General features: G+C 55.6%; 22 protein-coding genes and 1 riboswitch. Of the genes, 6 read left to right on the top strand and 16 right to left on the bottom strand.

Annotated elements, in window-relative coordinates; genetic code table 11:
• Positions 1-9: 9 nt before the first annotated feature.
• The 13 genes from ACXZ66_RS09550 to ctaC all read right to left on the bottom strand — a co-directional run bounded on the left by ACXZ66_RS09550 (position 10) and on the right by ctaC (position 13,582).
• Positions 10-198, bottom strand: a complete 189-nt coding sequence (locus tag ACXZ66_RS09550; protein WP_458748394.1) for a hypothetical protein — start codon at positions 196-198, stop codon at positions 10-12.
• Positions 199-227: 29 nt separating this feature from the next.
• Positions 228-1,403: an acyltransferase family protein gene (locus ACXZ66_RS09555; protein WP_458748396.1), complete on the bottom strand. Its 1,176-nt coding sequence runs from the start codon at positions 1,401-1,403 to the stop codon at positions 228-230.
• A 133-nt stretch (positions 1,404-1,536) separates the two neighbouring features.
• Positions 1,537-2,280 (bottom strand): lysophospholipid acyltransferase family protein, encoded by a 744-nt coding sequence (locus tag ACXZ66_RS09560; RefSeq protein WP_458748397.1) that lies wholly within the window; start codon positions 2,278-2,280, stop codon positions 1,537-1,539.
• A gap of 22 nt (positions 2,281-2,302) precedes the next feature.
• On the bottom strand, positions 2,303-3,271 hold the full coding sequence (locus ACXZ66_RS09565; RefSeq protein ID WP_458748398.1) for an ROK family protein: 969 nt from the start codon (positions 3,269-3,271) through the stop codon (positions 2,303-2,305).
• A gap of 11 nt (positions 3,272-3,282) precedes the next feature.
• The gene (locus tag ACXZ66_RS09570; protein ID WP_458748399.1) at positions 3,283-4,437 is read right to left on the bottom strand and encodes a glycosyltransferase family 4 protein; all 1,155 of its coding nucleotides are present in this window, start codon (positions 4,435-4,437) and stop codon (positions 3,283-3,285) included.
• Positions 4,438-5,499, bottom strand: coding sequence for a C40 family peptidase (locus ACXZ66_RS09575; RefSeq protein WP_458748400.1), 1,062 nt, complete (start codon positions 5,497-5,499; stop codon positions 4,438-4,440). It abuts the gene before it with no gap.
• Positions 5,500-5,717: 218 nt separating this feature from the next.
• Positions 5,718-6,470, bottom strand: coding sequence for a C40 family peptidase (locus ACXZ66_RS09580; RefSeq protein WP_458748401.1), 753 nt, complete (start codon positions 6,468-6,470; stop codon positions 5,718-5,720).
• Positions 6,471-6,480: 10 nt separating this feature from the next.
• A riboswitch (cyclic di-AMP (ydaO/yuaA leader) is annotated at positions 6,481-6,679 on the bottom strand.
• A 432-nt stretch (positions 6,680-7,111) separates the two neighbouring features.
• Entirely contained in the window at positions 7,112-8,731 is a 1,620-nt protein-coding gene (qcrB, locus tag ACXZ66_RS09585) for a cytochrome bc1 complex cytochrome b subunit (RefSeq protein ID WP_458748403.1), read from the bottom strand.
• Positions 8,731-9,951, bottom strand: coding sequence for a cytochrome bc1 complex Rieske iron-sulfur subunit (qcrA, locus tag ACXZ66_RS09590; protein ID WP_458748404.1), 1,221 nt, complete (start codon positions 9,949-9,951; stop codon positions 8,731-8,733). Before qcrA ends, qcrB begins: the two co-directional genes overlap by 1 nt.
• A complete protein-coding gene (gene qcrC, locus ACXZ66_RS09595) occupies positions 9,948-10,793 on the bottom strand; it encodes a cytochrome bc1 complex diheme cytochrome c subunit (RefSeq protein WP_458748405.1) in 846 nt (281 codons plus the stop codon). The genes qcrA and qcrC overlap by 4 nt, the downstream gene beginning before the upstream one ends.
• A 51-nt stretch (positions 10,794-10,844) precedes the next feature.
• Positions 10,845-11,465 (bottom strand): aa3-type cytochrome oxidase subunit III, encoded by a 621-nt coding sequence (gene ctaE / locus ACXZ66_RS09600; RefSeq protein ID WP_458748406.1) that lies wholly within the window; start codon positions 11,463-11,465, stop codon positions 10,845-10,847.
• 572 nt (positions 11,466-12,037) lie between these two features.
• Positions 12,038-12,469 (bottom strand): aa3-type cytochrome oxidase subunit IV, encoded by a 432-nt coding sequence (gene ctaF, locus ACXZ66_RS09605; protein ID WP_458748408.1) that lies wholly within the window; start codon positions 12,467-12,469, stop codon positions 12,038-12,040.
• A gap of 18 nt (positions 12,470-12,487) precedes the next feature.
• Positions 12,488-13,582, bottom strand: a complete 1,095-nt coding sequence (gene ctaC, locus ACXZ66_RS09610) for an aa3-type cytochrome oxidase subunit II (RefSeq protein ID WP_458748410.1) — start codon at positions 13,580-13,582, stop codon at positions 12,488-12,490.
• Between the two features lie 465 nt (positions 13,583-14,047).
• Here ctaC and asnB point away from each other — a divergent pair, with 465 nt between their 5' ends.
• Entirely contained in the window at positions 14,048-15,970 is a 1,923-nt protein-coding gene (gene asnB / locus ACXZ66_RS09615; RefSeq protein ID WP_458748411.1) for an asparagine synthase (glutamine-hydrolyzing), read from the top strand.
• Positions 15,971-16,037: 67 nt separating this feature from the next.
• On the opposite strand, the gene ACXZ66_RS09620 is transcribed toward asnB, so the two are convergent.
• Complete coding sequence (locus ACXZ66_RS09620; protein ID WP_458748413.1) at positions 16,038-16,382, bottom strand: HesB/IscA family protein; 345 nt, start codon at positions 16,380-16,382, stop codon at positions 16,038-16,040.
• A 197-nt stretch (positions 16,383-16,579) separates the two neighbouring features.
• Between ACXZ66_RS09620 and ACXZ66_RS09625 the strand changes: the two genes are divergently transcribed.
• Together ACXZ66_RS09625 and ACXZ66_RS09630 are read left to right on the top strand one after the other, a co-directional pair.
• Positions 16,580-17,293, top strand: a complete 714-nt coding sequence (locus ACXZ66_RS09625; protein ID WP_458748415.1) for a DUF3043 domain-containing protein — start codon at positions 16,580-16,582, stop codon at positions 17,291-17,293.
• A gap of 56 nt (positions 17,294-17,349) precedes the next feature.
• The gene (locus tag ACXZ66_RS09630; RefSeq protein WP_458751360.1) at positions 17,350-18,393 is read left to right on the top strand and encodes a nicotinate-nucleotide--dimethylbenzimidazole phosphoribosyltransferase; all 1,044 of its coding nucleotides are present in this window, start codon (positions 17,350-17,352) and stop codon (positions 18,391-18,393) included.
• Between the two features lie 108 nt (positions 18,394-18,501).
• Here the strand turns inward: ACXZ66_RS09630 and ACXZ66_RS09635 are convergent, their stop codons facing one another.
• Positions 18,502-19,608, bottom strand: coding sequence for a branched-chain amino acid aminotransferase (locus ACXZ66_RS09635; protein WP_458748416.1), 1,107 nt, complete (start codon positions 19,606-19,608; stop codon positions 18,502-18,504).
• 76 nt (positions 19,609-19,684) lie between these two features.
• On the opposite strand from ACXZ66_RS09635, the gene ACXZ66_RS09640 reads away from it, so the two are divergent.
• Together ACXZ66_RS09640 and ACXZ66_RS09645 are read left to right on the top strand one after the other, a co-directional pair.
• Positions 19,685-21,142, top strand: coding sequence for a leucyl aminopeptidase (locus ACXZ66_RS09640; RefSeq protein ID WP_458748418.1), 1,458 nt, complete (start codon positions 19,685-19,687; stop codon positions 21,140-21,142).
• Positions 21,143-21,201: 59 nt separating this feature from the next.
• Positions 21,202-21,630 carry a PAS domain-containing protein gene (locus tag ACXZ66_RS09645; protein ID WP_458748420.1) on the top strand — a complete coding sequence of 143 codons (429 nt, stop codon included), beginning with the start codon at positions 21,202-21,204 and terminating at the stop codon, positions 21,628-21,630.
• Between the two features lie 38 nt (positions 21,631-21,668).
• Here ACXZ66_RS09645 and ACXZ66_RS09650 read toward each other — a convergent pair whose 3' ends face one another.
• Positions 21,669-22,064 (bottom strand): oxidoreductase, encoded by a 396-nt coding sequence (locus ACXZ66_RS09650; RefSeq protein WP_458748422.1) that lies wholly within the window; start codon positions 22,062-22,064, stop codon positions 21,669-21,671.
• 138 nt (positions 22,065-22,202) lie between these two features.
• On the opposite strand from ACXZ66_RS09650, the gene sucB reads away from it, so the two are divergent.
• Positions 22,203-24,332 carry a 2-oxoglutarate dehydrogenase, E2 component, dihydrolipoamide succinyltransferase gene (gene sucB, locus ACXZ66_RS09655; protein ID WP_458748423.1) on the top strand — a complete coding sequence of 710 codons (2,130 nt, stop codon included), beginning with the start codon at positions 22,203-22,205 and terminating at the stop codon, positions 24,330-24,332.
• Positions 24,333-24,376: the final 44 nt, after the last annotated feature.

The raw sequence follows: 24,376 nt of genomic DNA on the forward strand, positions 1-24,376 counted from the left end.
TCTAGGATTCTAGTGCTGCTCTTGTTTGTTCTTCTTGTTTCCCTGCTTGTTTCGAACAGGTACAAAAAGAACCAGAACTAGCGCCAGCATCAAGATCGGCGAAAGTGTACCAACGTGGAAATTTAGGCTCGCGACAACCAAATATCCGATAATAATCGCCACAGAGAGCGTCAATCGGGTTGCTAGTACTTTATCCATGTAGTGGTTTCTTTCTTAATTCTTACCGTTTAGGTTCGCTGGGAGGCCCCAGAAGACCCAAATGACCCAGACTCTTCGGATACCTGCTTATCGTTTGCACGCTGCGTATCTGGAAGCTCTGTGACAGAACCAAGTTCCGGCAACTTTGGTGGGTAGAGAGTCCAGCGTACTCCTGGGATTTTACCCACCAACCACATGCCCAGTGCACCAAGGCACGCTGCAGCCAAAGCAAGGCCAATCCACAGGTACTTCGACATCCACGGGTTCGTTTCATCCACGCCAATTGGAAGGTCAAAGTACACGCGAGGCAGAGAAATCAGCAGTGTCATTCCGATTGGATGGCCCAGGTAAATCGGTAACGTGTTTTGCCCCAACTTCTGCAGTGGAACAGCAATAAATCGCACATAGGACAGGGCGACCGCAAGCAATACACCGAATGGCAGCATCAAAAAGTACTGCACGAGGTTGACCACCAACTGCACTTCTGCGTGTCCAAACGGGGGGAAATATATCACGGGTATTTCCAGCGGTGCCTCGGAAGCCACGAAGTTATTCCAGGACACAATCAGCGCCACAGCGGTGAGAAAAGTTGCCAAAGCTATTAACAAGTTCACCGGAGACAATCCTCGCTCTGCAAACTCCAAAATGTAGCGTCGCAGGTACGCACCAGCAATGAAGATTGGCATGTACATGATCGCCTTTGCGACGATCGGGATTTCGTGGTTCAGTGGCATGGCCAGAATTGGACTGAGTGAGACCAAGACCGTGGCCCACCACGGCAACTTTTTCGTTGCCCACAGCACGATGTTGAACAACACCAGCGCATAAAGGAACCATGCCATGTTCCTGCCCGTGATTATTTGGGTGAAATAATCCTCGCCCGTTAGTGGCACGGCCCTACCTACTATTTGGGCAGTCCAGTTATATAAACCAATCTCCACCGGCACCCACACAAGATAAGGCACAATGAAGAACCACAGCCGACGACGAAATAGCTCGCCAAAGCTAAAGTTGAATACTTTGGTGGAAAATAGGCCGCTGACAAGAAAAAACAGCGGCATCCGAAGCGGATCTAATAAAGCGTTGGTCTGGGAAAGGAGCGTGTCGCGTGCTCCTGGAATCAGGAGAGAAACGTGGAGAACGACAACGCCCATAATAGATAGACCTTTTGCTACATCGGGCCAAATCAGACGTTGGGATGCCATACCTCAGAAACACCTCAGAACATAAAATTCACATAACAGTAACCTAATGTCTTGCAAATGGTTTCCATCTTACCTGTTCAGAGGCTCGAACCCAAACGCTGTGAAATTTTAAAGTCTTATCAAAAGGCTTTTCTTAGGATTGGACGTCCGGTTCAAGGCCCTTCGGATAGCCCTTGCCTTCCGCCAAAGACTTCTTCACATCGGAAGCATAAGCATCGACATACGGATAGCCGGTCAACTCCGAGAGCGTGTGCATGACGTAATCCGTAAACGGACGCATCACCTCACGAGAATCTGGGTCATAGCCATTTTCCTTCGCCCATTCTCGCGGATTGATCGGCTCACCGATTCGCACCTCCACCTTGACGGGACGAATCAGTGTAGTGCCAATGGGGTTGGCTTTGCCCGTATTGAGCATACCGACAGGAATCACGGGAACACCGCTGGCCATGGCCACTCGTGCCATGCCTGTGCGACCCTTGTATACCCTCTCGTCAGGAGCACGCGTTCCCTCCGGGTAGATGCCAAATAAACCGTCGTCCTCGAAAACCTTTTTCGCGGCTTCGGTCAGCGCATCGCCGGCGTTTTCGGATTCGCGATCAATTGGGATTTGCCCTACCGAAGTGAAGAACCACTTCTGAAAGCGCCCCTTCAATCCAGGCTTGGTGAAGTACTCGCTCTTCGCTGGGAACACAATTTGGCGTGGGCACACCAATGGAAAAGCGAAAGAATCATATACCGACTGGTGATTCGAGGCCATAATAGCTGGCCCCTCCTTCGGGACATTTTCGCCACCGACGTATTTCGGGCGAGACCAGATCCGTGCGAGTGGACCGAGGAGGACGTACTTATATAGCCAATACCACTTATTATGCATTAGTTTCTCCTTGGTAAATACGCTACTGAGTACGTTCGCGCGCTAGATCAGCGACACCAATCATACCTGCCTCAGGGCCGAGTTCCGCGCGAATCACCCGTGCAAGTGGACGATAACCGGCCCCCACAATATTTTTACTCATGACCTGCGTTGCAGCGTCTAGGTAAAGATCAGCATCAGCACTCAGCCCGCCGCCAACCACAATCAGCTCTGGGTCTAGGATGTCCGAAACCATTGCTAGGCCTTGTCCTAGCCACATCGAGAATTCTTCAATCGTCGCAACGCCCAATGCATCTCCGGCGCGTGCTGCATCCATGACGTCATTTCCCGAGGCCCGTTTGCCCACGACCTTGCGGTACAGTTTTGTACTTTCGTAACCACCACGAGTGGCGATCTCCATCGCCGTATCCACAAGTGCCGTACCGGAAGCGTAACGCTCCAAACAGCCCCGCTTTCCACATGAACACGCGCGACCACCCGGAACCACAGTGATGTGGCCAATTTCCGGGGCAGTACCGTAGGAGCCACGGTAAACTTCTCCATCGATCATCAGGGTCGCGCCGATGCCGGTCCCCAGGGCAAAAAACACCCAGGTATCCACGTCTTTGGCCACGCCGTGGCGGAATTCGCCCCAGGCTGCAGCGTTGGCATCATGCTCCAGACGCACGGGAAGCCCTGTTGCTTCCTGCAAAATGGCGCGCACGGGAGCGTCGTCGCGCCACGGGAGATGCGGCGCAAAGCGCACAATTTCGCAGTCTCGGTCCAAGAACCCCGCAACAGCAACACCCACGGCGGAGATGTCATAGGAGGAGCGCAATTCGTCGATAAGCGAAATGATTGTGCGCACCATCTCTTCAGAGGTTTCCGGAGTGCGATCCGAGGCCCTGGCAAGGATTTCGCCGTGTTCATTCACGACGCCGGCGCGTGTATTCGTGCCGCCGATATCGAAGCCAACGGTGAGCGCACCGACTGAAGATGTGGGGGTAGACATAGCGATTAAGCCTATACGTTGCCGTGCTCAACCGCTTCCGCAGGTTCGCCTTCGAGCACCGCGCCGAGCTTTTTGCCTAGGTGGTCCCAGGTCCAGTGCGCGCAGACGTGGCGGCGACCTGCTTCGCCCATCGCTTTACGACGAGGCGCATCCCCCAGCAACTCCAGCAATGCTTCTTCGAGCTCACGTTGGCTATTGCCGTCAACGACGATGCCCGTCTCGGGGGTGACAGTCTCCGGCGAACCCCCCGAATTGCCCGCAACCACGGGCACGCCGCAAGCCTGCGCCTCAAGATAGACGATGCCTAGGCCTTCGACATCGAGGCCCCCTCCCCTAGTCCGCGACGGCATCGAAGCGATATCAGCGGCGGCGACAAGGTCGCGAAGATCGTCGCGTGGTACTGCTCCCGTGAAAGTGACGTTGTGCGGAAGATCCTGGGCCAGCACTTCCAGCGTTGTGCCGTAGTATCCCTTGCCCACGATGACGAGCTGAGCTTCAGGGAATTCCTTAATTACTGCCTCCATCGCACGGATAAGTTGGTCTTGGCCTTTGCGCGGGACGAGCCGAGAGGCACAAACGATAAGTGGCTGATCACCAATGCCAAACCTCTCCCGGGTTTGCAAGCGCTGCTGTGGCGTAGCCGGGCGGAAATAGTCAGTGTCCACGCCCGAAGGAAGGCGGACATACTCTGGGTGAGTGCCAATGGCTGTGCGGAAACGATTCAGCGTGTATTTCGAGATGTACGTGACTACATCGGAAGACTGCCCAATTATGGAGAGCACTTGCCTGGCACCTGGGATCATCGACCATCCGACCTCATGGCCATGGGTGGTAGAGACAACGCGTTGCGCCCCTGCTGCTCGCGCTGCTGCGCCCATGACAGCCAGGGGTGCTGCTGCACCGAACCACACTGTATTAATACTGTGCTCGCGGATGATTTTCTGCATCTCGCGGATAGTTGCCGGGGTAGGCAGCATTACCTTTCGCGGCCAGCGAATTACCTGATAAGGGAAATCTGCATCGAACCTCTCCGCCTCTGCGGCGTCCTGGGTGGATGCAAAGATGATTATTTTCTCAGGCGTTACTGTTGAGACAAAGTCTCTCAAATACGACTGAATCCCGCCTACGGTAGGCGGGAAATCATTCGTTACAAGCAGTGTGACCATTTAGTAGCGGGCTGCGCCCTGAATTGGCATTGAATCATAGGCAACAACCTGGACTGGAATGCCGTAGTCAGAAGCGTGCACAACCTGACCATTACCGATGTACATGCCCACGTGGGTTACACCTGGGTAATAGCCAATGATGTCGCCCGGCTGCAGATCAGAGGTAGACACCGACTGCCCACCGGCGAGCTGCGCCTGCGAGGTACGCGGAATGGACTTGCCCTGCTGCTGGTAAGCCCAGTACATCAGACCCGAGCAGTCGAAAGCGTCTGGGCCTGCCGCACCCCAGCCATATGGGGAACCAAGCTTGGACAAAGCCGCAGAGACTGCAGAAGAACCTGCTGCGGAAACAACCGCAACCGCACTAGAGGAAGACTCTGGCTGGCCAATTGCTGGATTCGGAACCTCAGGCTGATCCTTTTCTTCCCATGCACGACGCTGCTCCGCACTGAGGGAGTCAATGCGCTGCTGCATGTCCTGGACCTGGGACTCGAGAGTGCTGCGCTCTTGGTCCAGTTTCGCATGCTTCGAGTCCAGCTGGTTTTTGTAGAATTCGGCCTCAACTACAGCGATATTGGCCGCGTTCGCACGGTCTGCCGCTGTCTGAGTTGCGTCCTGCAGCTGGCCTAGGGTGCGCTCAGTGTTCCGCGAGATTGCGCCCAAGTACGCTGCACGATCGATCACGGTCTGCGGGTTGCCCGACTCCATGGTGGAAATCAGCGAGTCATTCTGGACATTGCGGTATTTCGATGTTGCAATGCCGTTCACATCGCCCTGGAATCCGCTTTGCACGTTGTTCGCATCTTGCACAGCTGCGTTGGCAACTGCTGCCTCCGAGCCGAGGGCATCGAGCTTGCTCTGCGACTGCTCAATCTCAATCTCGAGCTGCTTTACCGCTTCATTCTTAGCGCCAGCCTGCTGGGAGATGCCTTCCATCTCCTTGATCAGGTCATCGACCGAATCTGCTTGCGCAGGAACAACGACTGTTCCGGCTACGACGGCTGTCGCAATAGAAGAAGCAACAAGAGCGTAACGACGACCGGTTGCGCGGTGCTTTGCCACTGGGAAATCTCCTCTAAAAACACGTCTCCCAAGCCGAGGACCGTGGTTGTCCTGCCAGGCTAAAAGGGAGGAAGTCAAGCTTTAACGGTAGCCACTTTAGCTGTTACCACGATGCATAACAAGCTTAACTAAACCGTTATCTAATATATCTTTGGTGTTGTTGATCACAAATGCCCCGGGGCGCTTTTGGCGCTCACGGGGCATCATATTCGCGCAGACTAGTAGCGCACGATCGAGTGAATTGGCATGTAGTCGATTGGACGCTCTGCCACTGGGGAACCAGAGTTCAGTGCGTCAATCATCATGCCATTGCCCGCGTAGATGCCAACGTGGGAAGCACCGCTGTAGTAGACAATGATGTCTCCTGGCTGGATGTTCTCACGGGAAACGCTTGTGCCCTGTGCTGCCTGCGCTTGGGAAGTACGTGGAATCGTCTTACCTGCCTGCTGGTAGACCCAGGAGGTGAAACCGGAGCAGTCGAAGGAGTTAGGGCCGGCTGCGCCGTAGACGTAAGGGGAGCCAATCTTAGAGCGAGCAATGTCGACAATGTTCTGACCAGTGGATTGCTGAGCAACTGGTGCCGGTGCGGCTGCAGCAGGTGCAGAAGCAGCAGCGGAGTAAGTAGTCTCTGCTACAGGCGCAACCTGAGCCTCTACCCCATTAAGCCACTCGTTGAATCCTGGAACTGCGGCTGTGCCTGGGATCTGGCGAACCTGGTTAATTGCCGCCTGGACGTTGCTGTTGTCGGACTGGCCGGCCAAGGATGGGATCCACTGTTCAATGCCCGGGATGTTCGCAATGCCTGCAATGTTCTCAATTCCAGGAACCTCAGAGCTCAGGTTGGTGCCAGGTACGGTCACCTCAGCTGCGTTTGCAGCGGTTGGCACCAAAAGGGTGGTGCTCAGTGCAACTGCAGATACTGCAGCGATGTTACGTGCGGTCTTCGTATTCAGGCGACGGTGCTGTCCCACGAATGTTCTCCATATCTTCCTATAACGCCTACCGAGTTAGCTGACGGGCTAGGTTTCGGAATTAACCTTCCACCGCTCCATGGCAACGGATATCTGATCCAGCCACCCTTACGATGTCTTCGCCCCAGGAAAACTCTGTGGTTCCCCGGTCCGACCGGACAGCTCCAGGGTGAAACTGTAGATCCGGCCAAGTTCGGCAATATGTGTTCAATTGGTGTTCCGTGCGTACCGTTCGGCCGCAAGGTCTCAATTAGGTTACGAAACGGCAACAAGGTTTGTCCAACGACCCGCTCGTTATCTTCTCGTTATTTAGCTGAAACCATTCCGAGTTCATTGGGAGTGCAATTTTCAGAGGTTTTGAAATCCTCTTGGGACCGACTTGAATTAGTTCACCTGACCAGCAGGTTCCTTGGGGCCATTTTGGCGTACAAACTAGAATTCCTCGGCTAAAATTCCGCCACTAAATAGACCCTGGAACGTGATGTGACCTTCCTCACTTTCCAAAAGAAGTTGTCACATCCACATCAACCACAACATATGAAAACCGGTTAAGTTCACCAAAAGTGCCTCCAGAAGGAATGCGAAAACGCGCCCTACATATATATGTAGGGCGCGTTTGTGAGCGCTAAATCTAGCCGATGTTAGTCACGTCCGGCTTCAATGTCTCGACGACGATTCTCCTCGTTGAGAGCAGCGAGAGCACGCGTTTCTTCGTGATGGTTCTCGCGCTTGATCTGTGCACGACGTGCAGTGATATCAGGATCATCTGGGGAGAAGATACCGGAAGACTCACTGTCGGAGTAACCGAGCTGGTTCATCTGCTTAGGAACGCGTCCGCCGGTGTACTCCAGTGGGATTGCGTTGCCTTCAGCATCTGTGGCCAGTGGCTGGTGGATCTCTACGAATGCGCCGTTAGGCAGCTTCTTGATCACGCCGGTCTCAATGCCGTGCTCCAGGACCTCACGGTCGGAGCGCTGCAAACCAACGCAGATGCGGTAAGTAATGAAGTACGACAACGGTGGCAGGATAATCAGACCGATACGACCAACCCAGGTCATTGCATTCAGCGAGATCTGGAAGTGGTAAGCGAACAGGTCGTTACCGCCAGAGAGCGTCAGCAGCAGGAAGAAGACGATACCCATGACACCGATACCGGTACGAACTGGAACGTCACGTGGGCGCTGCAGCAAGTTGTGGTGAGCGTTATCGCCGGTGGCCTTCTTTTCAATCCACGGGTATGCGAACAACAGGACCACCATGGCACCTGCCATTAAGACAACCCAGAAGGCACCCGGAATCGTGTAGTTGCCAAGGTAGAGTTCCCACGCTGGCATGACACGTGCTGCGCCGTCAGTCCACAGCATGTAGATATCCGGCTGCGAACCAGCAGAGACTTGTGACGGGTTATACGGTCCGAGATTCCAGATGGCGTTGATCGTGGTCAAACCTGCCATTGCTGCAAGTACACCAAAGACCAACAGGCCCATACCGATAGCCTTCGTAGCGAAGACTGGCAGAATGCGGACACCAACAACGTTGTTCTCTGTACGACCAGGACCTGGGAACTGGGTGTGCTTCTGGTACCAGACCAACAGCACGTGAGCCGCGATCAGTGCGAGGAGCAAACCTGGCAGAACCAGAACGTGAAGGATATAGAAGCGATCCAGCATCAAGTCGGACGGGAAGTCGCCGCCGAAGATTGCCCAGTGAATCCAAGTACCGATAATTGGGATAGCAAGGATAATCGCCGACATAATACGCAGACCGACGCCGGAGAGCAGATCATCTGGCAATGAGTAACCCATGAAGCCCTCGACCATGCCAAGCAGGACCAGAGTACAACCGATGATCCAGTTGGCTTCACGTGGGCGACGGAACGCACCGGTGAAGAAGATTCGCATCATGTGCGCAACCATCGACATCATGAACATCAGTGCGGCCCAGTGGTGCATCTGACGGATGAACAGGCCACCACGGACATCGAAGGAAATCTCAAGAGCTGTTGCGTAAGCACGCGACATCTCTACGCCATTGAGGGGCAGGTAGGCGCCGTCGTAGATGACCTTCGTAATCGAAGGGTCAAAGAACAGTGCCAAGTAGATACCGGTCAGCAGCAAGATGATGAAGCTGTACAGCGCAACCTCACCGAGCATGAACGACCAGTGAGTTGGGAAGACTTTATTCAGCTGAGGGCGCAGAAAGCCCGCAATTGTGTAGCGCGAATCAACTGCATTCGCGGCTTTTCCGAGTTTAGTGCTCATTACGACTTACGCTCCCAGAATGCCGGGCCAAGTGGCTCAATAAAGTTGCCCTTGGCAATAAGGTATCCCTCTTCGTCAACCGTGATCGGCAGCTGTGGAAGTGCACGAGCAGCAGGGCCGAAGACTGGCTTGCCGTGCTGCAACGCGTCAAACTGCGACTGGTGGCATGGGCAAAGAATACGATTTGTTTGTGCTTCGAACAGTGAGGTCGGGCAACCAATGTGCGTACAGATCTTGGAGTACGCGTAGTAGTCGCCGTAGTGGAAATCTTCCTGACCTTCGCGCTCGATGACCTTTTGTGCGTCACTGCTGCGCAGGCGAATCAACATGACCGAGTTACGAGGACCGTGGATCGAGTGCATGTGATTCGTGTACACGTCACGAGCGGGATCGTAATTATTGCCATCGTTAACATCCGACTCAGCCAATGGGTAAACAGTTTCCATACCTGCAGCGGCTAGGTCCTCAGGACGAACTCGAACCAGGCGGGAAACGCCGGTCGTCGTGAAGTGAGTACCCGATTCGCCTACATGCTCTTCAGCAATCGCACCGGTATCACGAGCAAGGTACAGCTTCGTGCCTTGATCAAAGAGGTGCCAGCCAGAAGTCCACAGAGTGCCGTCGCCGTTGTAGGTCATCTCTCCTGCACGCCAAGGATTCTTGATCATGCCACCAAGTGGGGCGATGATGATCAAGCCCGCAAGCAGACCGGAGCCTCCGAGGAGACCCTTAATAACCGAACGACGTCCGAGAGTCGAGGTATCCCATGCGTCATTGAGCAACGCAGTGGTGGTACGACGATCAACTTCACTGGAAAGACCGTCGTGTCGGTTTTGTACTGCAACCTCTTCAGGAATGAAGCGCTTGACGTACTGAATAACCGCGACGCCGAGGGAAATAATCGCAACACCCGCGGTCAGGCCAAGAAGTGGCGTGTACAGAGTGTAGACACCCAGGCCCTCATCGCCGTGGAAGCGAGGTTCCCATGGCCAGAAGATGTAGACAGCCAAGAAAGCGATGCCGAAGATGACCGACAGGGCAAGCCAGAAAGTCACATTGTTGGCTGCACGCTTTTCTTCTGGATCGTTCTCGATAGGAAAACGTTCCTTGCGGTACGCCATGGTTACATCGTCAAGCTCGAGACCAAGGGTTGCGAGCTCAGCATCACTCATCTTGTCGAGTTCTGCATCCGTGTAATTCTTCTTCACTTCATTACTCATGAGCGCGATCCAATCCACATCGCGGCAGCACCAACGAGGGTAATGCCAATAATCCACATTGCGAGACCCTCAGAAACTGGGCCAAGTCCACCAAGGGCGTAGCCGGAAGGGCTAGGCGTTTCCTTGGTCGATTTAATGAAGGCAATGATGTCCTTCTTTTCATCAGCGGTGAGCTGACGATCAGAGAACTTAGGCATATTCTGCGGACCGGTCAGCATCGCCTGGTAGATTTCCTGCTCGTTGGCAGCATCTAGCGTTGGCGCGTACTTACCGGAGGACAGTGCGCCACCACGACCGGTGAAGTTGTGGCAGGACGCACAGTTAGTGCGGAACAGTTCGCCGCCGCGGGCCACGTCTTCCGTTTGGATCTGACCGTTGTAGTTCTTGCCACGAAGTTCGCTCATTGCAAGAGTGCCGTCCTCGTTGTACACGAGCTCAGGGCCACCGCCGTTGGCTGCAACATAGGCTGCCAACGCGAGAGACTGTTGCTCAGTGTATCGAGGCTGCTTGCGCTCTGCCTGCGCATCATTCGACATCATTGGCATACGACCAGAGTGAACCTGGAAGTAAACGGCACCTTCACCGACGCCGATTAGCGATGGTCCGCGGTCCTGGACACCCTGCAGGTTTGCACCATGGCAAGTAATGCAGGCAACGTCGTACAGATCCTTACCCTCTTGAATCAGAGCTTGGTCGTCGCGCTGAGCGGTTGCAACCTGTGCATCTGGAGTAAGGGCGGATGCGATGATGCCGGCACCAGTAAGACCTATGGTCAAAGCGGCGGCGCCAGCGACGGTACGCTTCACCTTACGGGTGCGCACCTTCTTTTGGTTCTTATCCATCTTTTTCCCTTTAGTGACTATGTAAAAATTGAAAGTCGCCTGTGAAGGCCACTACTGGATGAGGTAGATCACTGTGAAAACGCCGATCCAAATAACATCGACGAAGTGCCAGTAGTAAGAAACCACCATCGCCGCAGTTGCCTGCGCTGGCGTGAACTTCGACTTAGACACACGTGCCAAAATAATGATGAAGGCGATAATGCCCGCTGTCACGTGAGCCATGTGGAAGCCGGTAATGATGTAGAACACCGAACCGTAAACACTGCTTTGAATGGTCACTCCAGCGTGGATCATCTCGTAGTACTCGAAGGCAACCATGCCCAAGAACACAACACCGAGAAGGATCGTGATGGTGAACCACTTCCTCAGCCCGTATACGTCACCCCTTTCTGCTGCAAAGACGCCGAACTGCGAAGTGACGGAAGAGGAGACCAGGATGATCGTGATGATCAAGCCGTAAATCACGTTGAGATGGGAGGTTTGTACCGCCCAGTCCCCTGTTGCCATACCGTTCGCACGCGATGTGAAGTACATCGCGAAAAGTCCGGCGAAGAACATCAACTCCTGCGCCAGGAACAGGATCGTACCCACGCTGACCATGTTTGGTCGGTTCAGCACGGGCACACGCTGTTGCTGCGCAGCCGTATTTTGGTTAGAAATTGCGCTCGTCACGCCTATCAGTATGGCTGGTAACGACCTGAAAGTCACCTCGTTTACCCCCGAATATTTTTAGAGCTTTATGTGAGCCAAACCGAGTACCAGCGCTTTTATAGGTCATAAAAATGTCAATTAAATAATTCCCAATCCCAGGGAACTTTTTAGGCGTTTTTTCGACGCACGTTATTGCTGGTCAATTGCACCGATTGAAATGTACTACCCGAAGACTGTTTATTTTCCTGCCAGCTATCCAAACTTGTTTCAAAAGCTACTTGGAAGTTTCACAGAATCGTTGAGATTGATGTCACAGTTCCCCAAATTCCAAAATCCGCTGGAACCATACTTTCGGTTGACCCCTCCAGCTCTCCATATCACGCAACTTTGAAAACTGTCTACCCCCATTGACACTCTTTAGCGTGCCAAAATTTCCTGGCTTTTCCGCACGTCCACGCGATTTTTGTGGTATCCGACCCGCGACCCCGGAAGATAAGAAAAACAAAAAAGAGGGTGGAACTCTTTCATAAGAGTTCCACCCTCGGGTGTGGCAAAGAAGGCGAGGCGAAGCTTAGCTCAAAGTCTCAGTTAGCTTAGTGCTTCTCGCGTGGAATGCCGTACTGCAGGTTGAGCATTGTAACGGATCCGATCAAAAAGACCGCACCAAGGACAACCATCCAAAGTTGCCAGAACGCAATGCCTGCGCCCAAGACGAAGATCGAAGCTGCCATTGCGAACGGCCAGATGGAGCTTGGAGAGAAGAAGCCCAGAACGCCTGCGCCATCTTCAACTTCAGCTTCTTCCCAGTCTTCAGGAACAACGTCCATGCGACGCTCAGTGAAGTGAAGGTAGCCGCCAATCATGAGAGCCAAGACGGTAGCCAGGATAATTGCAACGCCACCGGCCCACTCGAAGCCATAGAGATAGGAATCATCGGAGATCCAGCTGGTGCCTAGGGCGTAGACGATGGCGATTACAGCCAAGAACGCCGCAAGACCGTAAAACAGTTTTGATGTAGGTCCCATTTTATTACCTAGCCCTTCCTATGCCGGGTTGTTGTTATCGACGTAGTTCTCGCTGTCGCGGGTACCGGTACGTTCCGACACGAATGGGTGCGTCGAAGTTGCGAACGGTGCCTGACCGATAGATGCGAGTGCCTCAGAGTTCGGGGCCGCCGGGTTATCAATGCGGTACTGCATGTACTGAGAGAATGCTTCTGGGGAGACTGCGCGAACTTCGAAGTTCATCATTGCGTGGTAGGTACCGCACATTTCCGCACAGCGACCAACGAAGGCACCTTCCTCATCGATAGAGGAGATCTGGAAAGAGCGCTCCTGCTGGTTCACCTCAGGGTGGGAGTACACGTCGCGCTTAAACAAGAACTCTGGAACCCAGAAGGAGTGCGAGACATCGCCTGATGCCAAGCGGAACTCAATCGGAGTGTTAGTTGGCAGCACCAGTACTGGAACTTCCTCGGTAGAACCAAGGGTCTCAATCTGGTTGAAGTTCAAGTAGGACTGGTCACCCTTGGACTGGCCATGGATTGGGTTCGCGTTCTTAAGCTCTGGATCGTCGTAACGCGTTGCATCTGCAGCCGCCTGACGCTCAGCGTCCGAGCCTTCGTAAGGCTGGCCATTGGCGGTGAAATTACCGTCAACGTTTGCGTAGCCGAACTTCCAGTTCCACTGGAAACCGGTGACGTCCACGACGACCTGAGGGTTCTTGTCGTTGGCAATCACCTTCTGCTGCGTCTGGACGGTGAAGAAGAAGATCACCATCACGATGACGATTGGGGTAATCGTCAAAACAAGCTCAAGCGGAATGTTGTACTGCAGCTGCTTCGGGAACTCGCCCTCACCCAAGCGCTCTTTGCGCTTGCGGTTCCAGCGGAAAATGGCCACGAGGAAGATGCTCCACATGATGATGCCGATTGTCCAAGCCGCGAGCCAGATCCACACCCAGAAGTTGTACATGCCCTGGCCTTCAGGGGTGACCGGATCCGGCCAACCCATATCCAAAACATTAGAGAGAGCTTCTGGAGGTGCCACTTCACAGCCCGCGAGAGCTAGTCCACCCAACGCAATGGCGCCAACGACGCCCAACTTTCGCGCGAAGCCACGATTGTTTCGCTTTTCCACGTGTGTCTACCTTCCTGTCCACACAACACGCCTCGAATCGAAATTCGAGCATTACTACCTTCTCAGGATAGTTCACTGAACTCTCAGACATGTTTCAGTTCCCCAGATCAATCACACCCCCTACTTTTGAATGACCCATTTTCTTGGCGTCGCCACAGGATATGGGCACGACATCCGCAGGTCGCCACCAACATTTATGAATATAAAGTTGCGCAGGTCACAATCAAGATTCATAACATCATCCATAAGTTGGCCCCCGTTCGGGGACCGGCTAAAGGTGTACCCAAGATCGGTCTTTCAAAACGGAATGTCCGGTTCGCCCGAAAGCCTGGTTCGCCCCTAAAGTAGTGGCATTGAACCGCGTAAGATTTATCGGAGATGCCCGACCACGTTTCTCTCATCAGATTTTCAGGTGTTCGGATCAAAATTTGTTTTACGCCTTATATATAGGAGCGATATTTACACATGTGCGGTCTTGTAGGAATGCTGACCACCAACGGCAATGCGCAACAGTACGTAACAGCCATCGAAGAGGGCCTTCCCTGCATGCGTCACCGTGGTCCCGACGCTGCTGGTACGTGGAATGACGACGATGTCGTGTTCGGCTTCAACCGTCTGGCTATCATCGACCTTGAACACTCCCATCAGCCGCTGCGCTGGGGTCCTGAGGATGAACCGGACCGCTACGCGTTGATTTTCAATGGCGAGATTTACAACTTCGTTGAGCTTCGCGCCCAGCTCCAGGCTGCAGGCTACGAGTTTAAGACTTCCGGAGACTCTGAAACAATCGTCGTTGGCTATCACCACTGGGGCGAGGATGTTGTCGAGCATCTCCGTGGCATGTTCGCATTCGTCATCTGGGACACCCACACCCGCACAATGTTTGCCGCCCGCGACCAGTTCGGCATCAAACCACTCTATTACGCGACCACCTCGGCTGGTACTGTCTTTGCTTCTGAGAAGAAGTCAATCCTCGAGATGGCAGAGGACATCGGTCTAGGCCTGGACCTTGATCGACGCGCAATCGAGCACTACGTTGACCTTCAATATGTTCCTGAACCGGAATCATTGCACAAGGAAATCCGTCGCGTAGAGTCCGGATGCACAGTCACTCTCACCCCCGGTGGCACTGTGGAGGCCAAGCGCTATTTCAAGCCACGCTTTGAAACCAAGCCAGTTCCCAAGGGACACGAGCAGGATTTGTACAACCGCATTGCAGGAGCCCTCGAGGACTCTGTAGAAAAGCACATGCGAGCAGACGTGACCGTTGGTTCCTTCCTCTCTGGCGGCATTGACTCCACGGCGATCGCTGCCTTGGCAAAACGTCACAATCCAAATCTGCTCACCTTCACCACCGGCTTCGAGCGCGAGGGCTACTCGGAGGTCGACGTGGCTGCGGAATCTGCAGCCGCCATCGGCGTAGAGCACATTGTCAAGATCGTCTCCCCTGAGGAATATGCTGACGCGATTCCAAAAATCATGTGGTACTTGGACGACCCTGTCGCCGACCCATCGCTGGTGCCACTGTACTTCGTCGCTCAGGAAGCACGTAAGCACGTCAAGGTGGTCCTATCTGGCGAGGGCGCTGACGAGCTCTTTGGCGGTTACACCATTTACAAGGAGCCGCTCTCCCTGGCACCTTTTGAAAAGATGCCAGATCCTTTGCGCAATGGGCTGCGCAAGCTGGGCCAGGTGTTGCCCGACGGGGTAAAGGGTAAGTCCTTGCTGGATCGTGGCACGCAGCCAATGGAGACCCGTTACTATGGCAACGCTCGTTCCTTTAACTGGGAGCAACTCCAGCGAGTGTTGCCATGGGCAAAGCCAGAATGGGATCACCGCGAGGTCACCGCACCTATCTACGAAGTGTCTAAGGACATGGACCCAGTGGCGCGTATGCAACATCTGGACCTGTTTACGTGGATGCGCGGCGACATCTTGGTAAAGGCTGATAAGATCAACATGGCCAACTCGCTTGAGCTGCGTGTGCCTTTCTTGGACAAAGAGGTCTTCGAGATCGCCCAGACCATCCCGAAGGAACAGAAGATCGCAGGTGGCACCACCAAGTACGCACTACGTAAGGCGATGGAGCAGATCGTTCCGGCTCACGTCCTGCATCGCAAGAAGCTGGGCTTCCCGGTTCCAATGCGCCACTGGCTTGCTGGCGACGAACTCTACGGCTGGGCTCAGGACACTATCAACGAGTCGCAGACCGACGACATCTTCAACCGCCACGAGGTTCTGGAGATGCTCAAGGAGCACCGTGATGGTGTCAGCGACCATTCCCGCCGCCTCTGGACGGTTCTGGCATTCATGATCTGGCACGGTATCTTCGTCGAAAAGCGAATTGATCCGCAGATCGAGCAGCGTGACTACCCTGTCAAGCTCTAGGGACAAACCCAAACAAATATAGCCCCAGAAACCTCATCGGTTTCTGGGGCTATATTTGCGAAAAGCTTTAGTTGAAAGAATCACCGCAAGCGCAGGAGCCACCGGCATTCGGGTTATCGATGGTGAAGCCTTGAGCCTCGATGGAATCTGCGAAATCGATGGTGGCGCCAGCGAGGTAAGGCACGCTCATCTTGTCTACGACCATGCGCACACCGCCGACGATGTCGGCCTTGTCGCCGTCGAGCTCACGGTCATCGAAGTAGAGCTGGTAACGCAGGCCTGCGCAACCACCTGGCTGCACTGCGATACGCAGGGACAGGTCATCTCGACCTTCTTGGTCAAGCAGGCCCTTTGCTTTTGCTGCGGCCTCGTCGGTGAGGATTACACCGGTGGAGGAGGTTGGCGCGGTCATATTATCTCCTTGAAACTTCTAGGAACCTTCTAGATTTTTGCTTTATTCACCGGACAAACAACCGGGTTTGGTGTACACCCTACTCCTAAGAATCAGAAGTTGGTAGGTAGCAAACTACCCGCCGGCATTACATTGTTTAACAACATTGATCCCACCCTTATTCCCGAATTCTTTTCGCACCTTGTAGCCTTAATAGGGTGAAACTCCCCTGGCAGAAATCTGATTCATCCGACACCGACGCACAGTCCGACGCTCAGGCCACCAATAATGCCTCCAGCTCCTCTGCGTCAGAGACCACTGAGAAGCCACTCCCGAAGGGCTACACCCCTCCGAAAGGCAAGGAAACCCCGAAGCGCCGCGATCAGGAGATCGCCCGCGGAGTCGTGCGTGACCCAAATGCTATGACTGCGGCTGAATCCGCTCAGCGTCATAAGGAACTAAAAAAGTCCATGACGAAGTCGGAGTGGAAAGAATATAAGCGCAAGAATCGCGATGAAAACCGCGCACGTAATAAAGAGGTCCAGGCCCGCATGGATGCTGGCGACGAGCGCTACCTCATGGACCGCGACCGAGGCCCAGAGCGCGCCTACGTCCGCAACTGGGTTGATTCCCGCAAGCACATGAACAACTGGGTCATGCCTGGTGCACTGGCTCTGCTAGTTGTTATGTTGCTGGGCCAGTGGTTCCCTGCTTTGGCGAACATCCTGTCGCTTGTTGCACTGGTGTTTATCTTCGTGCTTCTTGTCGAGGGCGTTGCAATCGGCCGCGGTGCCAACAAGGCTGTCCGCGAGAAATTCCCGAATACCACGGTCACCGGCTTCGGCCTGGGCATGTACGCCTATTCTCGTGCGTCCCAACCTCGGAAGTGGCGTACCCCTAAGCCTCAGGTAGCAATCGGCACAGACGTCTAAGGGTTATGCTTGATCCTGCTTCTTTAACCGCGCATCTTTATGGAGTGTGATCTTTGGTGTTCCCCGCCGTTACCCCCCCAGACCAGGCAATTTACTCACGAGTAGGTGCTGCCATCGATTCAACTCCACGGGGCCGTTCGTATGGTCGTTTGACCGGCGTGGGCGCATGGGTTGCGTCTTGCCAGGGCACTATGCAGCCTCACGCATTCGGTCAGATTCGCACTCTCGTCGTTGCCGGTGACCATGGGATTGCACAGCGTGGTGTCTCCGCATTTCAGCCCGAGGACTCGGTCAAGCAGGCAATGGAAATCCAGTCGGGAGCCGGCCCAGTCAATACCATGGCGCGGGCAGCAGGTTCCTCGGTTCGCCTCGTCGATGTCTCGCTCGACCACGAGGCATGGGGCGACGAGCGCGTTTCGCGCTCTACCGGTGCCATCGACGTCGAAGACGCAATGACGCAGGAGCAGTTCGAACGAGCACTGGAGATTGGCAAGCATCTCGCTGACCAGGAGATCGACGCCGGAGCAGACCTGATCATCCCTGCCGATTTAGGCGTGGGCAACACAACCGTTGCGGCTGCAGTTTTTGGTGCGCTAACCCGCACAGAGCCTGTCGTCGCAGTCGGGCCCGGTTCCGGCATCAGCGACGAAGGCTGGAAGCGCAAGGTCTCCATTGTGCGCGACGCAATGTTTAGAGTCCGCACGCAGCGCGATGATGTCGAGGCAGTGCTGACAAAGATCTCCGCGCCCTGCTTCGTGGTGCTCGTCGGTGTGATCGCGCAGTCTGCCGTGCGTCGCACACCGATGCTTATCGACGGCGCGTATGTCGCCGTCGCCGCCTACGTTGCGGAGCGTCTCGCTCCAGGAACCAAGGATTGGCTCCAGGCTGGCCAGCTCTCTCCGGAACCCTGCCACCTGGTGTGTTTACAGGCCTTGGGTTTGACTCCACTGATTGCACTCGAGATGACTACCGGGCAAGGTGCTGGTTCCCTTGCTGCTTTGCCATTGCTCAATGCCGGTGCTGAACTGATTGGTGAAGAGCTGGAGGATCAAATCGAGCACCACAATGAGGCGAGTGAATCGTCGCAAAGCGAAATCTGATCTTAAAAAGGGCCTTAAAAAGGGCAGAGAAAAACTCCGCGGTGAGGGTGGCCGCGGAGTTTTTTGTCTCTGATTTTGTCTCTGAACTTGCCTCTTGGGACGTGCGGATTACGCCGAAACTAAGGTGTGCACCCAACCGTGGGTGTCTTCGACAGTGCCTTGCTGGATGCCGGTGAGGCGCTCGCGCAACTGCATGGTGATGGTACCTGGCTCGTTGTTGTTGACCAGGAACTCGCCGTGGTTAGACAGCACGCGACCGACCGGAGTGATCACGGCCGCGGTGCCACATGCCATAGCCTCGGACATGGCGCCGGAGCGTGCGTCGTCGGCCCACTCGAACTTCGAAATGCGGCGCTCCTCGGTGTCGTAGCCCAGATCGCGCGCAACCTGCAACAAAGAATCGCGGGTCACGCCAGGCAGCAGCGAACCAGAGAGCTCAGGGGTGACAACCTTCGCGTTTTCGCCTTCACCATAGACGAACATGAGGTTCATGCCGCCCATCTCTTCGATGTAAGTGTGCTCGATGGCGTCCAACCAAACAACCTGGTCGCAGCCCTTTTCCTCGGCCTGAGCCTGGGCAAGCAGCGAAGCGGCATAGTTGCCAGCGAACTTGGCATCGCCGGTACCGCCAGGAGCAGCGCGGGTGTAATCCTCGGACAGCCACACAGATACTGGCGTCAGGCCACCCTTGAAGTACGCGCCAGACGGGGAGGCGATGACAGCAAAGCGGTAGGCGTTTGCCGGAGAGACTCCGAGAGAGACCTCGGTGGAGATCATGAAGGGGCGCAGGTAGAGCGCTGCTTCTCCGCCTGCGGCAGGAACCCAATCCCGGTCCGCGTCGACGAGCAGGCGCAGTGCCTCGATGAAGGTGTCTTCCGGCAGCGGTGGCATCGCCATGCGCTTAGCGGAGCGCTGCATACGCTGCGCGTTTTGCTCCGGACGGAACGTCGCAATCGAGCCATCCGGTTGGCGGTATGCCTTCAGACCCTCGAAGATGGCCTGGCCGTAGTGAAACACCGTCGATGCAGGGTCCATCGCGAATGCTTCGTAGGGGCGTAGGCGGGCATCGTGCCAGCCCTTCTCCTCGGTCCACTCGATGGTGATCATGTGGTCGGTGAAGTTTTTACCGAATTGCGGATTGGCCAAGATGGCTTCTAATTCCGCTCCTGTCGTGGGGTTGGTGGTCTTTTCGACCGTGAATTCAAGAGACGTCATGGATACCAACATACTCGCGCCCATTTCCGTGAAGTAGATATGCTCGTGGGTAGTCAACGAAAGGACAACAATTTTCATGAGTTTCACATTGCCTGTTACCGGTCGCGTCCCCATTGTCGAGTTCGCCACCCAGGCCCCGAAGAATCCAGGCGCCATTTTGGTCCCCGTCACCAAGGGCGAATCCCTAGAAGTACCTGTCACCGCTTTGGTTCCGGAGGGTTTGCTGGCCTCACTCGAGGCGGTCGGTGCCACCGGTGCGGCCGACGAGGTCACACGCGTGCTTATCGACGATCAACTGGTCATCTCCTTCGGTCTCGGCGACTCCGATGACATTGATGCTGAGACAGTGCGCCGCGCTGCGGGTTCCGTGGCTCGTTCGCTCAATGGCATCGAGACCGCCGTGGTGAGTTCCGAGTTCGGCATCAGCCCACTCGTCGAAGGCTTGTTGTTGGGTGGCTACGCATGGGATGGGTTTAAAACGGCTTCTTCCGATGATGACTCCACCCCAACCATCACCGTGGTGGGAGATAAATCCGAGAAGGAAGGGTTCGTCACCGCAACGGTTATCGCGGAATCTGTCAACATGGCCCGCGACCTGGTGAACACCCCCTCGAACTACCTCTACCCCGCTGTGTACGCGGAATTTGTGGCCGATGCTGCCAAGTCCGTCGGTCTCAAGGTCGAGGTCCTTGATGAAAAGGCCCTTGAAAAGGGCGGATTCGGTGGTCTGATTGCCGTCGGTCAGGGTTCCGCTCGCCCACCGCGTTTGGTACACCTGACCTGGGCGCCTCGGAAGGCTTCTACCGAGGTTGCGCTGGTTGGCAAGGGCATTACTTTTGATACCGGCGGTATTTCGCTCAAGCCTGGTTCCAAGATGGAAGACATGATTTCGGACATGGGTGGTTCCGCTGCGATGCTCGGTGCCACCATCGCCGCTGCACGCCTAAAGCTGCCTATCCACATTGACACCTGGTTGTCGATGGCAGAGAACATGCCTTCCGGAACTGCTCAGCGCCCGGGCGATGTGATTACCCACTATGGCGGGAAGACCTCGGAGATCATTAACACCGATGCCGAGGGTCGTTTGGTGTTGGCGGATGCGGTTGCTCGCGCCTCCGAAGAAAAGCCAGACTACTTGATTGATGCTGCGACTTTGACCGGTGCACAAATGGTGGCACTTGGCGCGCGCACTGCCGGTGTGATGGGTACCGACGACTTCCGTGACCAGGTTGCCGAGATCGGTCGCAATGCCGGCGAGCCTGCATGGTCCATGCCACTGCCTGAAGAAACCGCCGAGGACTTGAAGTCCCCTGTCGCCGACGTACGTAACAGCCACAACTCGCGCAACGCAGGCATGCTTGTTGCCGGTCGTTACATCGAGGCGTTTGTGGGCGAGGATATTCAGTGGGCTCACATTGATATTGCGGGCCCAGCGTTCAACAACGGTTCGGTCTTCGGATACACGCCGAAGCGCGCCACTGGCTTCGGCGTCCGCACGGTTGTCGATGTTTTGCGTACACTCGCAGAGAAATAGTTAGACTTTTCTCTAATAATTTCTTTTCCAGTCCAACTCTTATCCTCTAGGAGGTCCCCATGAGTGAGAACGCAGAGCTGTCCGCTCGGATCATTTCCGAAACCACGCTCGACGCCGTGATCTATGCCGATAGAAAAGGCGTGATTCGGTTTTGGAATGATGCCGCAACCACGCTTTTCGGTTACTCACGAGAGGAGGCCTTGGGTAAGTCGCTCGATTTGATCGTCCCCGAGAAGCACCGCAATGCACACTGGACGGGCTGGGACCGCGTGATGGAAACCGGCGAAACTCGCTACGGTAAGGATCCCTTGTCCGCTCCTGCGCTGAAGTCCACTGGTGAAAAGATTTCTCTGGAATTCTCCATCACCATGCTCAAGGATTCCGAGGGCAAGATCGAAGGCATCGCTGCCATCCTCCGCGATGTAACCAAGCGTTGGAACGCAGAACGCGCTGTGCGCGAGGAACTGCGTGAGCTGAGAGAGTCTTAATCCTTCGCCCATCACACCACCCGGATATCTCGTAGACGCTAGATATCCGGGTGTTCGCCTTTGTCGAACTTCGCGCGACGTTCGCGTTGCTCAGCGCGCTTCCGCAGAATGCGCTCTTGTTCTATACGACGACGCATCCGCTCTGGATACCCGGTCTCTTCCACGTCGTAGATCGGAATATCAAGCAGTTTCGAAACAGCACCAACGCCTTTCGGTCCACCGATTCTGCGGCGCGTGTGATCGCCTTTTTCGTCGACCAACACGATAGACATTTCATTGACCAAAGTTTCTGGTTCAATGAACCCTTCCACGAAGGCTCGGCCTTGTACCCACTGCTTCAAGTATGTGGCATCCTCAGGCCGAATCGTCTCCCCGGGGCCACGTGGTGGCTTGAGCGGGGACGACCGCTTTTTATTGCCGAATAGGTTGAACACGTCTCCCAGCATACTTTGCAACGGGGGTAGGAAAAGAACACCCAGTGTCTTGACCCTTAAATCCCAGAACACTCATAAAGCGGGTATCCTTGTGGGACAAATGCTTCCGTTTAACTAATTTCGAGGAGACTTTAAAACATGGCGCACTCTGTTGAGATGCCCGAGCTGGGCGAATCCGTCACCGAAGGCACGATTACCACGTGGCTGAAGCAGGTCGGAGATACCGTCGAGGTTGACGAACCACTGCTCGAGGTCTCCACCGACAAGGTCGACACCGAGATCCCATCGCCAGTATCTGGTGTTTTGTTGGAGATCAAGGCCGAAGAAGACGACACTGTCGAGGTCGGCGAAGTCATTGCAATCGTCGGTGAAGAGGGTGAACAGCCAGCATCCGGTGGTTCCGCTCCTGCGGAGCCTGCGGCACCAGCAGAACCTGCAGCCCCAGCAGCTGCCGAACCTGCAGCACCTGCACAGCCAGCTGCTCCGGCAGCTTCTGGTTCCGCCACCGACGTGGAAATGCCAGAACTCGGCGAGTCCGTTACCGAGGGCACCATTACTACTTGGCTCAAGCAGGTCGGCGACTCCGTTGAGGTCGACGAACCACTGCTCGAGGTCTCCACCGACAAGGTCGACACCGAGATCCCATCGCCAGTAGCAGGCACCCTTGTAGAAATCCTCGCCGAGGAAGATGACACCGTCGAGGTCGGCGCCGTCATCGCACGCGTCGGCGACGCCAACGCTGCACCAGCCGCAGCAGCACCAGCTGCCGCACCTGCACAGCCAGCCGCACCTGCACAGCCAGCCGCACCAGCAGAACCTGCAGCCCCAGCAGCTGCCGAACCTGCAGCACCTGCACAGCCAGCTGCTCCGGCAGCTTCTGGTTCCGCAACCGACGTGGAAATGCCAGAACTCGGCGAGTCCGTTACCGAGGGCACCATTACTACTTGGCTCAAGCAGGTCGGCGACTCCGTTGAGGTCGACGAACCACTGCTCGAGGTCTCCACCGACAAGGTCGACACCGAGATCCCATCGCCAGTAGCAGGCACCCTGGTAGAAATCCTCGCCGAGGAAGATGACACCGTCGAGGTCGGCGCCGTCATCGCACGCGTCGGCGACGCCAACGCTGCACCAGCCGCAGCAGCACCAGCTGCCGCACCTGCACAGCCAGCCGCTCCAGCAGAACCTGCAGCCCCAGCACAGCCTGAGGCACCTGCACAGCCTGCAGAGCCAGCTGCACAGGCACAGCCTGCAGCTGCGGCCGCACCTGCAGAACCAAAGACAGCTACGGCTTCCACGCAGGTCAACAACTCCGGCAACGTGCCTTACGTGACCCCACTGGTACGCAAGCTCGCTGACAAGCACGGCGTGGACCTAAACACTGTTGAGGGCACCGGCGTCGGTGGCCGTATCCGCAAGCAGGACGTTCTGGCTGCAGCTCAGGGCGGTGCTCCTGCAGAGGCAGAGGCAACTGCACCGCAGGCAGCAGCAGCACCTCAAGGTGCGCGCGCAAACTGGTCCACCAAGTCGGTTGATCCGGAGAAGGCTTCCCTGATCGGTACCACCCAGAAGGTCAACCGTATCCGCGAGATCACCGCTACCAAGATGGTTGAGTCCCTGCAGACCACTGCACAGCTCACCCACGTTCAGGAAGTCGATGTCACCCGCGTTGCAGATCTGCGCAAGCGCGTGAAGCCGGCATTCATCGAAAAGCACGGCGTGAACATCACGTACTTGGCGTTCTTCATCAAGGCCACCGCCGAGGCTCTGGTCTCGCACCCGAACGTGAATGCTTCCTACAACGCCGAGGCGAAGGAAATCACCTACCACCCAGATGTCAACATCGGTGTGGCAGTGGATACCCCACAGGGTCTGCTGGTTCCAGTGATCAAGAAGGCTCAGGATCTCAGCCTGGCTGGTATTGCGAAGGCCATCGTCGACTTGGCTGATCGTGCACGCAACAAGAAGCTGCGTCCGGATGATTTGGCTGGCGCAACCTTCACCGTGACCAACATTGGTTCCGAGGGTGCCCTGCTGGATACCCCAGTTCTGACTCCTCCGCAGGCAGGTATCTTGGGTACCGCTGCGATTGAGAAGCGCCCAGTGATCATCACCGAGGACGGCGTGGACTCCATCGCGATCCGCCAGATGTGCTACCTGCCATTCACCTACGACCACCAGCTGGTCGACGGTGCAGATGCAGGCCGCTTCGTCACCACCATCAAGGACCGCCTCGAGGCAGGCGACTTTGAGTCTGACCTTGAGCTCTAATCCGACTTAAAGCTCGGATCTGTTGAAGAACGACCGCCGCGTCC

The organism is Corynebacterium sp. S7, from assembly GCF_054401105.1.